General features: G+C 70.6%; 16 protein-coding genes. 6 read left to right on the top strand and 10 right to left on the bottom strand.

Annotated features, from left to right (window positions below; all coding sequences use genetic code 11):
- Positions 1-31 precede the first annotated feature (31 nt).
- Positions 32-829: an SDR family oxidoreductase gene (locus MK177_04270; protein MCH2426530.1), complete on the top strand. Its 798-nt coding sequence runs from the start codon at positions 32-34 to the stop codon at positions 827-829.
- Positions 826-1,632 carry an SDR family oxidoreductase gene (locus MK177_04265; protein ID MCH2426529.1) on the top strand — a complete coding sequence of 269 codons (807 nt, stop codon included), beginning with the start codon at positions 826-828 and terminating at the stop codon, positions 1,630-1,632. Before MK177_04270 ends, MK177_04265 begins: the two co-directional genes overlap by 4 nt.
- A 19-nt stretch (positions 1,633-1,651) precedes the next feature.
- Here MK177_04265 and MK177_04260 read toward each other — a convergent pair whose 3' ends face one another.
- The 4 genes from MK177_04260 to MK177_04245 all read right to left on the bottom strand — a co-directional run bounded on the left by MK177_04260 (position 1,652) and on the right by MK177_04245 (position 7,644).
- Positions 1,652-2,440, bottom strand: coding sequence for a TIGR01458 family HAD-type hydrolase (locus tag MK177_04260; protein MCH2426528.1), 789 nt, complete (start codon positions 2,438-2,440; stop codon positions 1,652-1,654).
- A 73-nt stretch (positions 2,441-2,513) separates the two neighbouring features.
- The gene (locus MK177_04255; GenBank protein MCH2426527.1) at positions 2,514-3,143 is read right to left on the bottom strand and encodes a GNAT family N-acetyltransferase; all 630 of its coding nucleotides are present in this window, start codon (positions 3,141-3,143) and stop codon (positions 2,514-2,516) included.
- A 4-nt stretch (positions 3,144-3,147) separates the two neighbouring features.
- Positions 3,148-4,239 (bottom strand): C45 family peptidase, encoded by a 1,092-nt coding sequence (locus tag MK177_04250; GenBank protein ID MCH2426526.1) that lies wholly within the window; start codon positions 4,237-4,239, stop codon positions 3,148-3,150.
- Positions 4,240-4,272: 33 nt separating this feature from the next.
- Positions 4,273-7,644, bottom strand: a complete 3,372-nt coding sequence (locus MK177_04245; protein ID MCH2426525.1) for a bifunctional proline dehydrogenase/L-glutamate gamma-semialdehyde dehydrogenase — start codon at positions 7,642-7,644, stop codon at positions 4,273-4,275.
- Positions 7,645-7,696: 52 nt separating this feature from the next.
- Here MK177_04245 and MK177_04240 point away from each other — a divergent pair, with 52 nt between their 5' ends.
- Positions 7,697-8,455 carry an AraC family transcriptional regulator gene (locus tag MK177_04240; protein ID MCH2426524.1) on the top strand — a complete coding sequence of 253 codons (759 nt, stop codon included), beginning with the start codon at positions 7,697-7,699 and terminating at the stop codon, positions 8,453-8,455.
- 6 nt (positions 8,456-8,461) lie between these two features.
- On the opposite strand, the gene MK177_04235 is transcribed toward MK177_04240, so the two are convergent.
- Positions 8,462-8,797, bottom strand: a complete 336-nt coding sequence (locus MK177_04235) for a hypothetical protein (protein ID MCH2426523.1) — start codon at positions 8,795-8,797, stop codon at positions 8,462-8,464.
- Between the two features lie 135 nt (positions 8,798-8,932).
- Between MK177_04235 and MK177_04230 the strand changes: the two genes are divergently transcribed.
- The gene (locus MK177_04230) at positions 8,933-9,874 is read left to right on the top strand and encodes a pseudouridine-5'-phosphate glycosidase (GenBank protein MCH2426522.1); all 942 of its coding nucleotides are present in this window, start codon (positions 8,933-8,935) and stop codon (positions 9,872-9,874) included.
- Entirely contained in the window at positions 9,871-11,568 is a 1,698-nt protein-coding gene (locus MK177_04225) for an amidohydrolase (protein MCH2426521.1), read from the top strand. The genes MK177_04230 and MK177_04225 overlap by 4 nt, the downstream gene beginning before the upstream one ends.
- Here MK177_04225 and MK177_04220 read toward each other — a convergent pair.
- Both MK177_04220 and MK177_04215 read right to left on the bottom strand, forming a co-directional pair.
- Positions 11,477-13,171 carry a thiamine pyrophosphate-dependent enzyme gene (locus MK177_04220; protein ID MCH2426520.1) on the bottom strand — a complete coding sequence of 565 codons (1,695 nt, stop codon included), beginning with the start codon at positions 13,169-13,171 and terminating at the stop codon, positions 11,477-11,479. The genes MK177_04225 and MK177_04220 overlap by 92 nt on opposite strands.
- Positions 13,172-13,186: 15 nt before the next feature.
- Positions 13,187-13,354 carry a hypothetical protein gene (locus tag MK177_04215; protein MCH2426519.1) on the bottom strand — a complete coding sequence of 56 codons (168 nt, stop codon included), beginning with the start codon at positions 13,352-13,354 and terminating at the stop codon, positions 13,187-13,189.
- A 92-nt stretch (positions 13,355-13,446) separates the two neighbouring features.
- Here MK177_04215 and MK177_04210 point away from each other — a divergent pair, with 92 nt between their 5' ends.
- Positions 13,447-14,190, top strand: a complete 744-nt coding sequence (locus MK177_04210) for an SDR family oxidoreductase (GenBank protein MCH2426518.1) — start codon at positions 13,447-13,449, stop codon at positions 14,188-14,190.
- An 18-nt stretch (positions 14,191-14,208) separates the two neighbouring features.
- On the opposite strand, the gene MK177_04205 is transcribed toward MK177_04210, so the two are convergent.
- From MK177_04205 to MK177_04195, 3 genes are read right to left on the bottom strand one after another with little or no spacing between them, the layout of a single operon-like run.
- Positions 14,209-14,640 carry a VOC family protein gene (locus tag MK177_04205; protein MCH2426517.1) on the bottom strand — a complete coding sequence of 144 codons (432 nt, stop codon included), beginning with the start codon at positions 14,638-14,640 and terminating at the stop codon, positions 14,209-14,211.
- Between the two features lie 26 nt (positions 14,641-14,666).
- The gene (hisC, locus tag MK177_04200) at positions 14,667-15,755 is read right to left on the bottom strand and encodes a histidinol-phosphate transaminase (GenBank protein MCH2426516.1); all 1,089 of its coding nucleotides are present in this window, start codon (positions 15,753-15,755) and stop codon (positions 14,667-14,669) included.
- A complete protein-coding gene (locus tag MK177_04195; protein ID MCH2426515.1) occupies positions 15,752-17,212 on the bottom strand; it encodes an FAD-binding oxidoreductase in 1,461 nt (486 codons plus the stop codon). Before MK177_04195 ends, hisC begins: the two co-directional genes overlap by 4 nt.
- Positions 17,213-17,409 lie beyond the last annotated feature (197 nt).

Below are 17,409 nucleotides of genomic sequence, written 5' to 3'. Positions count from 1 at the left end.
GGCCGCCTCAGGGCCCGGAGGGAGCATCGAAATGACACATGCCGACACGCAGCGGGAAGCCCCGGTCACCGGATCGACGCCGGGCGGGCGGGTCGCCCTGGTCACCGGCGCCACCTCGGGCATAGGAAGGGCCTGTGCCATCCGACTGGCGGCCGACGGCTTCGCAGTCCTGGTCGGCGGACGCGACGTCGAGCGGGCCGGCGCCGTGGTTGACGACATCACCGCCGCCGGTGGTACGGCCACCACCGCGCTGGGCGACGTGGCCGATCCCGGCTACGGCGACGCCGCCGTGGCCGCCGCCCTGGACGCCTTCGGTCGCCTCGACGTGCTGGTCAACGCCGCCGGGGTGATCACCCGGGCCGACGCCGAGGGCACGTCGGACGCCGAGTGGCACCGGGTCATGTCCACCAACCTGGACGGCCTGTTCAGGACCAGCCGGGCGGCCCTACCGGCCATCCGGGCGGCCGGCGGTGGGTCCATCGTCAACATCAGCTCCACCAACGGCCTGGTCGGTGCGGCCGGGCTGGCGGCCTACTGCGCCTCCAAGGGCGCAGTCACCAACCTCACCCGTGCCATGGCGCTGGACCATGCCCACGAGGGCATCCGCATCAACGCCGTCTGCCCGGGCGCCGTGGACACCCACATGCTCTACTCGGAGCGGAGCGACACCGTAGACGAGGTACGGGCTGCCAACCTGACGACCATCCCCGAGGGCCGCATACCGGCCGGCGAGGAGGTTGCCGAGGTGGTGGCCTTCCTGGCCGACGACCGGTCCCGTCACGTCAACGGAGCGAACCTCAGCATCGACGGGGGGTACACGGCAGCATGAGCGGACAGGACGCACCGGGGCGGATGGCCGATCGGATCGTCGTGGTGACCGGTGGTGCACGGGGGATCGGCCGGGCCATCGTTGACCGACTCGCCGCCGAGGGCGCCACGGTCGTGATCGGCGACCTCACAGACCCGGGCGACGTGGGGGCGGGCCTCGACGTCGCCGGACACCGCGAGTGGGTGCCCCTGGACGTCACCGACGAGACCTCGGTCCTGGAGTTCGCCGAGTCCGTGCAGGCCGGGCACGGCGGCGTGGACGTGCTGGTCAACAACGCCGGGATCATGGACACCCGGTCGATCACCGACGAGACGGTCGCAGACTGGGACCTCACGATGGCGGTCAACCTGCGGGGCCCATTCCTGATGGTCAAGCACCTGCTGCCCCTGATGGAGGGACGGGACGGTCCGTCGATAATCAACATCGGCTCGATCGAGGGGCTGGCCGCCAACGCCCTGCACGCCGCCTACGCGACGTCCAAGGCAGGCGTCCACGGCCTCACCCGGGCGCTGGCCGTGGACCTCGGCCCCGTGGGCGTCCGGGTCAATGCCATCGCCCCGGGGTGGATCGACACCGAGCTGAACCGCGGCTACGTGGACAGGCACCCGAACCGGGAGATGGCGATCGCCGAACTGGCCTCCCTCCACCCGATGGGCCGGATCGGCGACCCGACAGACATCGCCGCCACCGCCCTCTGGCTGGCCTCGACCGACGCCGGCTTCGTGACCGGACAGGTGGTGGCCGTCGACGGCGGCCGCATGACCCGGCTGTCGATCCCCGCCTCGCTGGCCGACGACGCCTGACCGGACTACCGGAACCCGATCAGCCGTCGAGCAGGGACGGAACGTCGGCGAACGAGTCGACCACGTGCTCCGGCGTCGCCGAGGCCCGATCCAGTGCCTCGGACCTGAACTTGCCGGTCCGGACGAGCACGCCGCGCAGGCCGCACCGCTGGGCGGCCGCCACGTCGTTCTCCACGTCGTCGCCGACCATGGCCACCCGATCGGCCGCCAGGCCGAGTTCGGCCAGGCAGGCGACGAAGAACTCGGGCGAGGGCTTGCCCAAGACCACCGGCGTGAGCCCCGAGGACTCCTCCAGTGCCGCCACGTAGGCGCCGGTGTCCAACTCCATTCCCGCCGCGGTGCGCCAGTAGAGGTTCCGGTGCATGGCCACGAAGGCGGCTCCGTCGAGCAGGTGCCGGAAGGCCCGATTCAGCTGCGTGTGGGTGAAGTTGAGGCCGGCACCGCCGACGACCACGACGTCGACCGGTCCGTCGTCCACGTCGCCCCGGACCACATCGATTCCCTCCAGGTCCTCGGACAGGTCGCCGGAGTTGAGGACAAAGCATCGGGCCCCCGGATGGTGACGCCGGAGGTGGGCCGCCGTCGCGACCGGCGCGGTCAGGATCTCGTCGGCGCCCACGACCATGCCGGCGGACGTCAGCAGGTCGGCCACCTGGGCGCGGGTCCGCGTGGTGGTGTTCGTGGCGAACCGCAGCGGCAGGCCCCGATCACGGAGTTCGGCAAGTGCCCCGGGCGCGCCGTCGATCGCCTCCCACGAGACGGACAGCACCCCGTCGATGTCGATGAGCAGGCCGTCGACCCATGTCACGGGTCAGCCTCCGGTCGGTCGTCGTCGTCGCAGAGCCTAGGCGGGGGTTGCCGACCGTTCCCACGGGTCGGGGTCAGGTATCGACCAGGTCGGGGTTGCGCCAGACGATGAGAACGGCGTTGTTACCCACGGCCGGATCGTCCATGTAGTCCGGGATGGCGCCGACGGCCTCGAACCCGTTCTCCAGCTGGAAGCTCAGCGTCGGGTCGTACAGCTCGCCGGCCCGCACTCGGCCGACGTACTCGTCTGCCGTCATGTCGTCGATGTGGTCCTTGTACCCGGGAATGACTCCGCCGGCCACGATGCCCTTCTTGCCGAGGCGGCGGACGACGTCCTTGCGGCGGATATACAGCTGGTGGCCGATCCCCAGGCGCCGGTAGTTCGAGTCGACGGCGATGGTGACGCCGTAGTACCAGTCGGCGTCGTCGGAATGGTTGCCGCACGAGTTCTCGCCGGTGAGGTCGTCCAGCGAGTGGTTCGGCTCGTCGAAGTCGAAGTCGATGAGGATCCCCACTCCCATGCCGACCGGGGTGTCGCCGTCCAGGGCCACGAACCCGCCGTCTGGGAACTTCTCGCAGAGGGCGATGATGTCCGCCTCGACCATAAGGTCGGCGATCCCCGCTGTCGGGAAGGCAGCCCGCTCGATGGCAGCCAACTCCGTTGCCCAACGGACCTGGATCGGTGCATAGGTGATCTCGGGCATCGGATCAGGCGGCGAACGGAACGTGGACGTACTCGTTGTGGCTGGGCAGGCCCCATACCGCCCAGAAGTCCAGCGTGCGGGGGCGCATGATCGCCGCCCCGCTGGATTCGATGTGGAACGGCTCCCGGGAGGTCTGGCAGATGGCCCCGCCATCGCGGGTCACCGCCATCAGGTCGTCCACGCCGATTCCGTCGCGGTCCAGCAGCTCGAGTGCCCGGGCCCTGCGCCGGGTCGAGCTGTCCTTCAGATCACCGTGCTTGGGCGCCTCCACGGCGATGGCCTCCTCCCAAAGGGCGTGGTTTGTGTGGACGAGGGCGTCGGCGTCGAGGCTGGCGATCGGACGGGACGAGGGGAAGGCCTCGACCATGTGGCCGTCCCCGCTGGCGTCGAAGACCAGGAAGCTGTGGGCCCCGGCAAGGTCGGCGTCGAGGATGGCGTCGCGGGCGGCGGCGGCCGAGTCGCAGAGGAGGGCATCGCGCACCACCGAGGTCCACATCACGCCCGGACAACCGTCGATGGCCACGAGGTTGTTGATCCCCACGCAAACGCCGGCCTCGTTCATGCCCAACTGGCCGACGCAGCCCGTGGTGGTGAACACCAGGGCGGCCGGTCCGCCGCCAGGGTGGATCCGGAGCAGCACGACGTGCTCTGTGGCGGTGTCGTGCATGTCCCAGGTCTGGCCATAAAAGCCCTGCCCGTCGCAACGGTGGTCGGGGACGATGAACGCCGTGCAGTCATCCTCGACGACCTCGTCGGGGTGCCGTCCGCCGACCACGGAGCGCACCGTGTCGACGAAGTCGGTGAAGCCCCCGACCACCACGGCCTCCTCGGGGGTGATCCCGGCGCCCTCAGCGATGCCGCACAATTCGGCGTAGAGATCAGCCGAGTGGGCCTCGTGGGCCGGGAGACAGGACCGGGCGATATCCAGGACGTCGCCCCGGCCGATCCGCCCTCCGGTCCAGAACTCCGATCCGGCGAGACGGACCCGCTCGTCGGTGTAGGTACGGATCTCGTCGGCGAACGCCGCGCCGTGGGCGTGGCCCCGGGCCTCCGGGCTGCCGACCAGATCCAGGATCCGAAGGGGAGGACGTCGCATGCGCTCAGTATGGCCTCCGTTGGATTCTGGCGATCAATTGATGGAATCGGTGCCCCGAACCCCTATCAGGTTGCCGAAGCGGTGCAGGGTCCGGCTGATGGCCTGTTCGCGGAGGTGGTGGCGGAGCTCAAGACGACCGCTGGCCGTGACCGACTCGTCAACTAGCTCCACCTCGGCGGCGATGGCCGCCCGTCGGATCGTCTCCGATACGAAGCCCACGGCCCGGATCCGGCCGAACCTGTGGGCCGTCAAGGTGCCGGCGAACGTGGCGTCGTCGTCGTCGGTGGCCCGGCTGATCCGGGGCGCCACCCCGCACCGGGTCGCCGCTGCCAGCACCCGGTCCACCTCGGCCTGCGTCGCTCCGGGTCCGACCCGTACGATCAGGTCGGGGAACGGCAGGTAGCGCAGCACGTTCGCCTCGCAGAAGAGGCCCGCCGGATCCTGCGGGATGCCGTATCGACCCTCCCACCACCCGTCGTCGGCGATCGCCAACTCGGTCGGATCCACCTCGGAGAGGTCCCTGGTCGGCGTCCAGGTGCCGAGCTGCAGTAGGTAGTCGGGCCCGCCGGCCTTGGCCCCCACCCCGACCGACGACCTCTTCCAGCCTCCGAACGGCTGACGCTGCACGATGGCACCCGTGATGGCACGGTTCACGTAGGCGTTGCCCACCTCGACCCGCTCCAGCCAGGCATCCACCTCCACCGGATCCAACGAGTGGATGCCCCCCGTCAACCCGTAGTCCACGGCGTTCTGGACGTCTATGGCCTCCTCCAGGGTGTCGGTCGCCATCAGGCCCAGCACCGGTCCGAAGTACTCGGTCCGGTGGAACTGCGAACCGGGCCGGACACCCGCCTTGATCCCGGGCGTCCAGGTGCGGCCCTCGTCGTCGAGGCAGCGGGGTTCGAGCAGCCACTCCTCGCCCGGGGCGAGCACGGTCAGGGCATCCAGCAGCTTGCCGGAGGCCGGCGCCACCAGGGGACCGAACATGGTGGCCGGATCGGTGGTGGGACCGACATGGAGCGAGGCCGCCGCGTCAACCACCTGGCGGAGGAACCGTTCGTCGGTCGCCACCGTTCCGACGAGGATCCCCAGGCTGGCCGCCGAGCACTTCTGGCCCTGGTGGCCGAACGCCGAGCGCACAAGGTCGTCAGCCGCCAGGTCCAGGTCGGCCTGGGGGGTGACGATCAGGGCGTTCTTGCCGCTGGTCTCGGCGAACAGGCGCAGGTTCGGGTCCCAGCACCGGAACAGGTCCGCCGTCTCGTGGGACCCGGTCAGGATCACCCCGTCGACGGTGGTCACCAGCCGACGGCCCACCTCGTCGTCGTGGGTACGTACGAACCGCAGCACCTCGGTCGGAACGCCGGCCGCCCAGCAGGCCTCGGCCACCACCTCGGCGCAGCGGGGCGTCTCGGGCGCCGGCTTGAACACCACGGCGTTGCCGGCTGCCAGGGCCGCCAGCGTCCCACCGGCCGGGATGGCCACCGGGAAGTTCCACGGAGGGATCACGGCCACCACGCCCAACGGCGTGAACTCCGCGCCGTCGATCCGTTCCAGCTCCGCGGCCCGCTCGGCGTACCAGCGGGCGAAGTCGACCGCCTCGCTGATCTCCGGGTCCGCCTCGGCCACCGTCTTGGTCGCCTCGTGCACCATGGCCAGCAGCAAGTCGTCGTGTCGGGCCACGAGCTCGTCGGCCACCCGACGCAGCACGTCCCGTCGCTCGACGGCCGGTCTGGCAGCCCAGTCGACCTGCGCGGCACGGGCTGTCGCCACCTCGGCGTCAATACCGTCGACCGTCGTCGTCACCGGAGTGCTGACCGGTTCGAACGGGCGGGCGGCCAGGACGGCCAGTCGCCGGCGGGTGGCGGGAAGCGTCGGATCGTCATCGGGCTGGTTCCGGAAGGTGCCACCGCCCGACGGTGGCACCTCGGCCTCCCGGCGGGGCAGGTCGGCGACGTTCCAACGATCGGCCACCGCTACGCGGAAGCACCCGGCCTGCTCCTCGAAGTCCGCCGTGCCCGGACGCAACGTGAACAGGTGGTGGAGGAAGTTCTCCTTGGAACTGTTCTCCTCCAGCCGACGGAAGAGGTAGCTGACGGCCACGTCGAAGTCGTCCCGTCCCACGATCGGCGTGTACAGGAGGAGGCCGTCTGCGTCGGCCCGGACCGTGCGGGCCTGGGATGGCGCCATGCCCTGGAGCATCTCGAACTCCACCCTGTCGGCCACGCCCCGGGCCTCGGCCAGCAGGTGGGCCCACGCCACGTCGAACAGGTTGTGGCTGGCCAGCCCGATGCGGACGGCCCGGGCGTGGACGGGTCGCAGCGCCCAGTCCACGCACCGCTTGTAGTTGGCGTCGACTTCGGCCTTGGTGCCGTAAGGCGCCTGTACCCAGCCGTGAATCGCCGCCTCCACCTTCTCCATGGCCAGGTTGGCGCCCTTGACCAGCCGGACCTTCACCTCGCCGCCGCCGGAAGCGGAGCGGGCACCGGCCCACGCCGTGATTCGCTGCAGGGCCCCGAACGCCTCCGGCAGGTAGGCCTGCAGCACGATGCCGGCATCCATGTCCCGCAGGTCGGGCTCGTCGAGCAGTTCCATGAACGCCCGGATGGTGATCTCCAGGTCCCGGTGCTCCTCCATGTCGAGGTTGACGAAGGTGGTCCGACCGGTGTCGGTAGGCGCCACGGCCGCCCGCTGGTACAGGATCCGGAGCCGGTCCTTGACGCGCTCCAGGGTGTGGTCGAACGCCCACATGTTGAGTTGGCTGGCGATGGCCGACACCTTCACGGAGACGTAGTCGACCGCCGAATCCTCGATCAGCGCCAGGGTGCGTTCGAAGCGGCGGGCAGCCTCACCCTCGCCCAGGACGGCTTCGCCCAGGAGGTTGACGTTCATCGAATAGCCCTCGCCCCTCCGCCGGGCCAGGTGGTCGTGAACAGGACCAGGTGCGGCATCCACGACCATGTGGCCGACCAGTTGGCGGAGCCGTCGTCGCGCCACCGGCATGACGAGGCGGGGCAGCACGGGCGCGAGACGGGCCCCGACCTGCAGCATGAGGCGGTCGAACCGACCCAGGAACCCCGGCAGGTCCCGGTCGGTGACCAGGCGAACCAGCTGGTCGGCCGCCAGGCGATCATGGCGGTGACGGGCCACCCGGTCGACGAACCGCATGGTGAACCCGATGCCCTCCGGGTCGGCGATGATCCCCCGCATGCGGTCGGCCGACCGTCGTTCGGCGGGCGTCTCGGCCGAGTGGGACTCTGTCAGCCAGCGGGCGACGACCGCCACGGCGTCCTCGGCAAGGGCCTCCGGGTCGACGTGGCCGAGTGCCCTGTCAGCGGCCGGGTCAGTGGTTCCGGGGACGGGTTCGTCGGCATCGGAGGCGCGGCGCGCAGCATCGGTCATGGCCATGCCTACATCGTCGGGATCGGACCGGTCCGGGTCTTGTACGATCCGCGCGCAGATGACCCCGGTATCGGACAAATCGACGGCGGACCCGGCGCCAGACGGATCGGCGGCCCCCGGCTGTCCACCGGAACTGCTCGACCTGTTCGACGCCCTCCCAAACGTCATGTTCTGCTGGAAGGGCCCAGACGACCGGTACGTGGCCGTCAACCACGCCTTCGTCCGACGGTCGGGCCGAACCGACCGGCGGGACGTGGTGGGCGCCAGGGCCGTGGACCTCTTTCCGGGGCCGCTGGCCGAGCGCTACGAGGAGCAGGACCGCCAGGTGTTCGCCGAGGGCGAGGCTCTACGCGACGAGCTGGAGCTGATCCGACGGCCCGACGGTTCCACCGGCTGGTACCTGACCACCAAGTTGCCGGTGGTACGTAACGGCGAGGTGGTCGGCCTGGTCAGCGTCAGCCGCGACCTCGAGACGCCCAGCGACGAGGGCATCGCCGTCGAGTCGCTGACACGGGTGGTGGAGCTGGTGCAGGCGCATAGTGGCGAAGCCCTGAAGGTGGCCGACCTGGCCGCAGCTGCCGGCTGCTCGGAGGGCCAGCTGGAGAGGCGGATGAAGAAGGTGTTCGGCCTGACCGCGACGCAGTACGTGCTGCGGACCCGCGTGGACCGTGCAGCCGGCCTGCTGGTCGACACCGACAGGCCCATAGCCGAGATCGCCGCCGAGTGCGGGTTCTCGGACCAGGCGAACCTGACCCGTCAGTTCGGACGCCTCATCGGGGAGACACCGGCACGCTTCCGGGCTGCCAAGGGCGGCTGACCGGGTTCAGGCGACGGACCGCTCCACGCGTATCGGCACGCCCAACTCCCAGAGTCCGAGGGCGTCGGCCACCGGCACCGGCCGGTTCACCTCGCCGTTGTGGTTGACGCCGTAGAGCTCGGCCGAGATGTCGTCGGCATCGGCCCTCACGACCACCGAGTACACGTCGTGGAAGGCCTTCAGGCGACGCTCGGCACCGCTGATGTTGGGCCTGGCATCGACCACGAGCGTCGCCGTGGTGGACGAGTCGCCGAAGCTCAGGACCGAGCCACGGTCATCGATCTCTACCGACTTCACGATTCCGATTGCCGCCGCCGTGCTGGACTTAGAGGTACTTGCCACCAGGGTGCCTCCCGCAGGTGTGGACCCGTCGATTCTACCGGCGGTACCTCCCGGCCCCGACCGCCGTCAGATGTCCCGACCGCCAAATCGGCTCCATCCAGCGGCAACACTGTGACGATGGTGGACGGAATCAGTATGGATCGGAGGCTGGTGGTCGCCGATGAGGTGTCAGGGGCTCTGGCCGACGGGCGGGCGGTCGTGGCCCTGGAGTCCACGATCATCAGCCACGGGATGCCCCCTCCCGGCAACGTCCAGACGGCGATGGCATGCGTACGGGAGGTCAGAGACGCCGGGGCGGTCCCGGCCACGGTCGCCGTGATCGACGGAGCGATCCGGGTCGGCCTGGCCGCCGACGAGGTGGAGAGGCTGGGCCTGGCGGACGGGGTGGCCAAGGTGAGCCTCCGCGACCTCGGCGCCGTGGTTGCCGGTGGTGGACTGGGTGCCACGACGGTTGCCGCCACCATGCACGCGGCGGCCCTCGCCGGCATCCCGGTCTTCGCCACCGGCGGGATCGGTGGCGTGCACCGCGGCGACGACCACGACGTGTCGGCCGACCTGACGGCACTCGGAACCATCCCGGTGGCCGTGGTCTGCAGCGGCCCCAAGGCCGTGCTGGATGTGGCCCGCACCGTCGAGGCCCTGGAGACGCTCGGGGTGCCCGTCGTCGGACAGGGCACCGACGTGGTCCCGGAGTTCTGGACCTGGGGAACCGACGTGGCGGTGAGTACCAGATCCGACGACCCGGCGCAGACCGCCGCCATCCTGGAAGCCCACTGGGGTTGCGGCCTCACCACCGGTGTCGTGGTGGCCAACCCGATCCCCGTCGGGCACGTGGTGGATCGCGACCTGATCGCCGCAGCAATCGAGTCCGGCCTCGCCGCCGCTACCGCCCACGGGATACGGGGACGCGAGGTCACCCCGTTCCTGCTCGCCCACGTCGCGGAGGCCACCGACGGCCGGAGCCTGGATGCCAACGTGGCCCTGGCGCGCCACAATGCAGCCACCGCCGGTCACATCGCCGTGGCGCTGGCGGCCCGTCGCGGCCGCCCGCATGGTCGGGACGGGGACGCCGGATGACGCCTGGTGGGGTGATCCTCACCGGTGGGCCAGTCCATCCGATGGCCGTCGACGCCGCCGGCGCCGTCGAGGCGATCCGTCTGGACGGTCGTCGGATCACCCACGTCGGGAGCCTCGCCGAGGCCCGCTGCATGGGCGACGCCGACCTCGTTGACCTCGACGGTGGGTGCCTGATGCCCGGGTTCGTCGATGCACACACCCACCCCCTCATGCACGGCCAGTGCAGGAGCTGGGCCGACCTGTCCATGGCCTCGAGCGTGGACGAGGTGGTGAAGCTGCTGGGCGAGCACGCCCGGACGGATGGTCGGCCGGGTCCGATCCGGGGCTTCGGCTACGACCACCACAGGCTCGCCGAGGGCCGCCACCCGACGGCAGCCGAGCTGGACCGGGTGGCCGACGACCGGACGGTCACCGTCATGCACGTCAGCGGCCATGGGTTCTCGGTCAACACCCACGGCCTCGCCGCGGCCGGGATCACGGTCGACACCGAGACCCCCACGGGAGGCCTGATCGACCGCGACACCGCCGGGAGGCCGACCGGACGGGTCTTCGATGCCGCCTGCGACCTCCTTACCGGCGTCGACGGGGTGAAGGTCGGCAGCCACGGACCGAACCTCCACGTCCCGGACCATCCCGACGACCTGGCGCGGATGCTGGACGTGGCCCAGGAAGAGTTCCTCGCCGCCGGGATCACGTCGGTCGGCGACTGCCAGGTCACAGAACGCGAGATGCGGACCTTCCTGGCCGCTCGTGACGACGGTCGCCTCCAGCTGCGCGTCACCATGTACGTGCTCTCCAGCCACGTGGACGCCCTACGGCGCCTCGGGTTGGACTCCCGCCTGGGCGACGACCTGCTGGCCTTCGGCGGCGTCAAGCACTACGCCGACGGGGCGCTGACCGGTGGCACCGCCTACCTGCCGTGTGGCTGCGGGGCCACGCACGGCTACCTGTACCACCAGGCGGGCCGGCTCGAGGACCTGCTGGCTGCCTCGGCGGCGACCGGCCTCCAGACCGCCACCCACGCCCAGGGACCGGACGCCATCCAGCTGGTGCTGGACGCGCTGGACCGGCTGCCTCCACGGCCAGGGCTCCGCCACCGAATCGAACACTGCGGCTTCCCCACCGACGACCAGCTGGTGGCCATGCGGCGCCTCGGCGTCGTCCCGGTACCACAACCCACCCAGGTCCACCTCTTCGGCGAGGGGGTCCGCCGAGACCACCCGGACCTGGCCGACCGGATGTACCCATCGGGTCTGATGGCAGACGCCGGCCTCCCGGTCGTGCTCTCATCTGATGCCCCTGTGACCACTCCGGACGTGCCGATGGCCTGCTGGGCCGCCGAGACGCGGACCACCTCGGCGGGACGGGTCCTGGGCGAGGCGTGCCGGATCACCCGCCGGCAGGCATTCGAGGGCTACACCCGGGGTGGGGCCCACGCCCTGCGCCGCGACGACGTGGGATCACTGTCGGCTGGACGCCTCGCCGACCTGGCGATCCTGGACGCCGACCCGTTCGAGGTCGCCACCGACCGACTCCCGGACGTGTCGGTCATCGGGACGTGGGTCGACGGGCGCCCGGCGTGGACCGCCGCCGCCGGGCTGGTCAAGCCGGAGGGTCGACCTGACCGGCGGCCTGTCCGGACCGGCGGGCCGCCTCCACCGTCAGTCGGGGGTTCAGCTGGTCGGTGGCCGTGATCAGGTGCAGCAGGGCGCCGGTGGGCGAAGCCATAGCCCGCTCGAAGGCCGGAGCGAACCCCTCGGTCCGGGTGACCCGCTCGGCGTGCATGCCGTAGGCCCCGGCAATGGCCACGAAGTCCGGGTTGACGAGGTCGGTGGCCGAGACCCGTCCGGGGTGGTGCAGTTCCTGGTGCATACGGATGGTGCCCCACGAGGAGTTGTCGATCGCCAGGATGATGGGCCTGGCGTCAGCCTGGAGAGCGGTGCCCAATTCCGGCAGGTTCGTCTGGAGGTCGCCGTCGCCGGTGAAGCAGATGACGGTCCTGGAGGGATCGGCGACCTTGGCGGCCACGGCGGCCGGCATCCCATAGCCCATCGTCCCGTTCTGCGAGGCCAGGAGCCGGGCATCCTCGCCGTAGAGCAGGAACTTGTTGGGCCACACCGAGTAGTTGCCCGCACCGTTGGTGACCACGACGTCGGCCGGCAGGCGGTCGCGCAGCCACGCCGACACCTCGCCCATGTCCAGTTCGCCCAACTGCGGCGGGCACTCGAGGGTCTCGAGGAAGGCGGTCCGGCGGTTGGCCCTCCAGTCGGTCCAACGGTCGGCTACCGCCACCTCGACGTCGGCCAGGGTGCGGCAGGCGGCGTTGGGGCCGGCGTGGACCGTCACCTCGGCCCTGACCACCTTGCCGAACTCGTAGGCCGAAGCGTGAACGTGGACGATCCGTTGGTCGCTGGACGACCCGTCCGTCCCGAAGAGGGTGTACACGTCGGTGGTGATCTCGCCGAACCTGGCGCCGATGGCCAGCACCACGTCGGCCTCGACCAGGGTCCGGCGTACTGCGGGCGGCATGCCCACGCCGGCCTCGCCGACGTACCGGTCATCGTTGTTGTCGAACAGGTCGTGTCGTCGGAAGGTCGCCACCACCGGCAGGTCGTACCGGATGGCGAGGTCGCGCAACGCCGCCCGGCCGCCGGTAGTCCACCCTCCGCCGCCGATCAGCAGGACGGGTCTCTCGGCGGCGGCCAGGACGGCTCGCACGGCCTCCACGTCGTCGGCCGAGGGTGCCCGTTCGACCGCCTCGACACGCGGCCCGGGCCGGGCGGACGCCACGTCGCGCAGCATGTCCTCGGGGAGCGATACCACCACCGGGCCGGGCCGGTCCGACATGGCCACGGTGAACGCAGTCTCCACGACCCTCGGGAGGTCGTCGGCGTCGTCCACCTCTACAACCCACTTGGCCAGGTCGTCGAAGAACGACGTGTACTCGATCTCCTGGAATGCCTCCAGGCCACGGTGGGACCGACCCACCTGGCCCACGAAGAGGATCATGGGGGTGGAGCACTGGTCTGCCGTGTGCACGCCTATGGAGGCGTTGGTCGCACCCGGGCCCCGGGTCACGAAACAGATCCCGGGCCGGCCCGTGAGCCGGCCCCATGCCTCGGCCATGTAGGCGGCGCCGCCCTCCTGGCGGCACGTCACGAACCGCAGCCGGTCCTCCACGTCGTGGAAGGCGTCCAGCACCGCCAGGTAGCTCTCGCCGGGCACCCCGAACGCCGTGTCGACCCCCTGGGCCAGCAGGCAGTCGACGAGGAGCCGGCCCCCGGTCCGTTCGGTCACCGCGACGAACGGGGCCTAGGTCCGGGGCGGGCGGTCACGCCCGATCAGGAACAGCACGCAGGCAGTCAGGAACAGCAACGAGCCGATGATGAACAGCGTGTCACCGGCCCGTATCGACCCGGCGGTGAAGAAGGCCGCGCAGGCCACGAACAGCCACCAGCTCATTCCCTCGGTGTCTCGCATCCCGACAGCCTGCCAGCCGGGATGCCAGGACGGCGACGCCGCGGCGCGAACGGACTACCGTCGGCCCCCACCACCGGACTGAGGAGCGACCTGTGGACCTGGGACTCTCGGGGAGGACAGCGCTGGTCACCGGTGCGTCGAGTGGGCTGGGGCTGGCAACGGCACGGGCACTCGCCGTCGAGGGCGTCCGGGTGGCCCTGGTGTCGCGTTCCGCCGAGAAGCTGGCAGCAGCCGTTGCCACCGTGAACGGCGACCCGCTTACCTCCACGGCGGACCTCTCCGACGGTACGTCGATCGACGCCATGCTCACAGAGGTAACGGGGGCCCTCGGCCACGTCGACATCCTGGTGGCCAACGCCGGCGGCCCACCGCCCGGCGGCTTCGCCTCCACGGACCTGGAGACCTACTCCCTGGCCCTGCAGCTGAACCTGCTGTCGGCGATCCGGATGTGCAGGGCACTCGTCCCGTCCATGCAGGAACGCGGTTGGGGAAGGGTGGTGGCCATCACCTCGTCCACGGTGCGCGAGCCCAGCCCGGTGCTGATCCCGTCGACCACGGCCCGTGCCGGCCTCACCGGCTTCCTCAAGACGATGGCCACCGAGGTGGCCCCAGACGGGGTGACCGTCAACTCGGTCCAACCCGGCCCTCATGCCACGGATCGCCTGGCCGAGATCTACGACGACCTGGATGCGGTGGCCGCGGGCGTGCCGGTGCGCCGTCTGGGCGACCCCGACGACTTCGGGCGGGTCGTGGCCTTCCTCTGCTCCGAGTCGGCCCGGTCGATCACCGGAGCAGCGCTGCCCGTGGAAGGCGGCTCGCTGCGGGCCATCCAGTAGGCGGCCCGGGCGGTTGCCTCAGCCGCAGCAGGTCGTGTCGGCCTCGTCTGTGGAATGGCTGCCGACCACGACGTTGGCGAACTGCTCGGTATCCGCGGTCTTGACGTACCACTCCCACCGGAGGTCGTCGGGGGCCTCCAGCCAGGTTTCGGTCTTTTCGGCGTAGCAGCACTCGGTGTCCTCGATGCCGGTGGTCTCCAGGTCGGCGCCAGCCAATCGGGCCTCGGCGGCCACCACCTCGGCGGTGGTGCCGACCTCCACGCCCAGGTGGTTGATCGTGCCGCCACCGCCGGGCTTCTCGAACAGAACCAACTTCAGCGGTGGTTCGTCGATGGCGAAGTTGGCGTAGCCGGGCCTCACCTTGGCCGGCCCGGTTCCGAACATCCTGGAGTAGAAGTCGACGGCCTCGTCGAGGTCGCCGACATCGATGGCCAACTGCAGCCTGCTCATGGGGGCTCCTTCTGGTGGATGCCAGCCTACGTACCGGCCGTCGTCACGGCGGCGAGCGTGGCCAGGAAGCGGTCGTTCTCAGCCGGAGTTCCGATGGTGACCCGCATGCCAACGGCGGGGAACGGCCTGACCACCACGCCCCGTCTCTCCATCTCACCGAAGACGACGTCGGTCCTCGGCCCTAGCGGCAGGTACACGAAGTTGGCATGTGCGTCGGGGAGGTCCCAGCCGTCGGCCCGTAGGGCTGCCACCACCCGGTCACGCTCGGCGGTGATCCGGTCGACCACCGCCTGCACCTCGTCACGGGCCGCGATCGCGGCCAGCGAGGCCACCTGTGCCAGGTGGTTCACCGCGAATGCGATGAGCACCTTGTCAAGCTCGACGACCACCTCTGGGTCGGCCACCGCGTAGCCGGTGCGCAGGGAGGCAAGGCCGAACGCCTTGGAGAAGGTTCGCAGCACGACCACGTTCGGGTGGTCGGGTTGCAGGTCGGCAATCGGATCGCCGAGCTCCGCGGTCACGAACTCCCGGTAGGCCTCGTCGACCACGACGATGACGTCGCCCGGGATCCGCTCGACCAGACGGCGGACCTGGTCCACGTGGACCGCTGTGCCGGTCGGGTTGTTGGGGTTGGCCAGGAGCACCAGCTTCGTCCTGTCAGTGACCGCAGCGGCCACCGCGTCCAGGTCGAAGGCGTGGTCGACGAGCGGCACCGTCACCTCCACCCCGCCGGTCAGCTGGACGTCGATGGGATAGGCCTCGAACGACGGCCACGGGTAGACCACCTCGTCGCCCGGATCCACGTAGGCCAGCAGGAGCTGCTGGAGGAGCCCCACCGACCCGCAGCCGGCGGTGACCCGATCCACGTCGACGTCCAGCCAGTCGGCGATGGCCGACCGCAGGTCGGCCGCCCGGTGGTCGCCGTACCGGTTGACGTCACCGGCCGCCGCGGCGATCGCCGCCACGATGGCAGGCACGGGCTGGTACGGGTTCTCGTTGGACGCCAACTTGATGGCATCTGTGATCCCGTGCTCGTCCTCCGCCTGTGCGGCCGACTTCCCCGGTCGGTAGCTGGCCATGGCGGCCACTGCGGGCCGGACGCGTCCGACGGTCATGGTCGCCCACCTTCTTCGGGGTGGCCGGACGTGGCCGCGACGGCGTGGGCACCCCGCCCAGGGTTGAACATGTCGTCGGGGTCGAGTGCCGCCTTGACGCGCCGCATCAGGTCCAGCTCGACCTCGGACTTCTGGCCGGCCAGCCGGACCAGGAGGTCCTGGCCGACGCCGTGCTCGGCGCTGATGGTGCCCCCGAGGCTCCAGATCAGGTCGTCGACGGCCGCCGTGGTCGTCGCCACCAGGTCGGGCGCCAGGCGTCCACCCCTATCCAGGGACGGCAGGACGTAGACGTGGAGGTTGCCGTCGCCCAGGTGCCCGAACGAGAAGACGACGGCGTCGGGTCCACAGAGGTCTCCGGCGATGGCCTCCGTCCCCCGCTGGAACTCGGCGATCCTGTCGATGGGCACGGCCGCGTCGAACTTGGCCCCCTTGCAGTCGATGAGGGTCTCCGGTGGCAGCTCGTCACGCATTCGCCACAGGTTCTCCTCCTGGGCGGCCGTGTCGGCCACGACCGCGTCCAGCAGCAGCCCCGCTTCGACCGCCTCGCCTAGGAACCGGGTGACCGTGCCGTCCACGGGTGCGCTGCCGCTGAACCGGGCCAGCAGGTACCAGTCGGCAGCCGTCGGAATTGGTCGGGCCACGCCGATCTCGGCAACCGCTGCGGCCACCCCCATCTCGGGAACCAACTCGAAGGCGGTTAGTCCCCCGTGGTCGATCGCGCACGCCCGGCCGTATAGCTCGTTCAGGTGCTCCAGGTCGCCAATGGCGGCGAACAGCGACCGGTGGTGGTCCTGGCGGGGATACAACTTCAGCACCGCCGCCGTCACCACGCCGATCGTTCCCTCCCCGCCGATGAACAGCTGCTTGAGGTCGTAGCCGGTGTTGTCCTTGCGCAGTGCCCGGAGCCCGTCGAACACACGACCGTCGGCCAGTACCGCGGCGAGACCCAGCACGTTCTCCCGGGTCGACCCGTAGCGCAGGACGTTCAGGCCTCCGGCGTTGGTCGAGACCGCCCCACCTACCGTCGCCGTGCCCCGGGCCCCCCAGTCCATGCCCAGTTGCCGATCCACTGCCGCCGCCGCCTTCTGGACCTGCTCGATGGTGCAACCGGCCTCGACGGTGATGGTGAACCGGGCCGGATCCACCGACAGGATCCGGTTCAGGCGCGACGTGGAGAGCAACACCGACGGCCGGTCGCTCGTCGGGACCGAACCACCGGACAGCGACGTGTGACCGCCCTGGGTGACCACGGCGACCCCGGACCGGGCACAGGCCCGCACGACCTCCTGAACGCCGCTGACTGTGTCGGGGCGGGCAACGAGGACTGGCGTGCCCGAGTAGGTGCCCCGCCAGTCGACGGTCAGGCCGGGGGCATCGGCGGGGTCCAACCAGCCGCCGGGACCCAGCAGGTCCCGCAGTTCGTCGGCCAGCCGGCCTGGGACCTCGGGACCGCTCATCGGCCGGGAGCCTAGGACAGGCATCCCCTGTGCGATCCTGCCCGGCACCGCGGCCACCTGCCGACGGATCCCGCGATCAGACCCAGGGGCAGTTGGAGTTGCGGTCCCCGAACGTCGTACCGTCCGCGTAGCATCCGAACCCGAACGGTCGCAACTCCTCGGGCTTCTCCCCGTGGACCAGCATCGAGGCCGTCAAC

The sequence above is a fragment of the Acidimicrobiales bacterium genome, assembly GCA_022452145.1.
GTDB lineage: Bacteria > Actinomycetota > Acidimicrobiia > Acidimicrobiales > MedAcidi-G1 > UBA9410.
The sequence above is the reverse complement of the archived record's forward strand: the minus strand, read 5'-3'. Positions and strand labels throughout refer to the sequence as shown.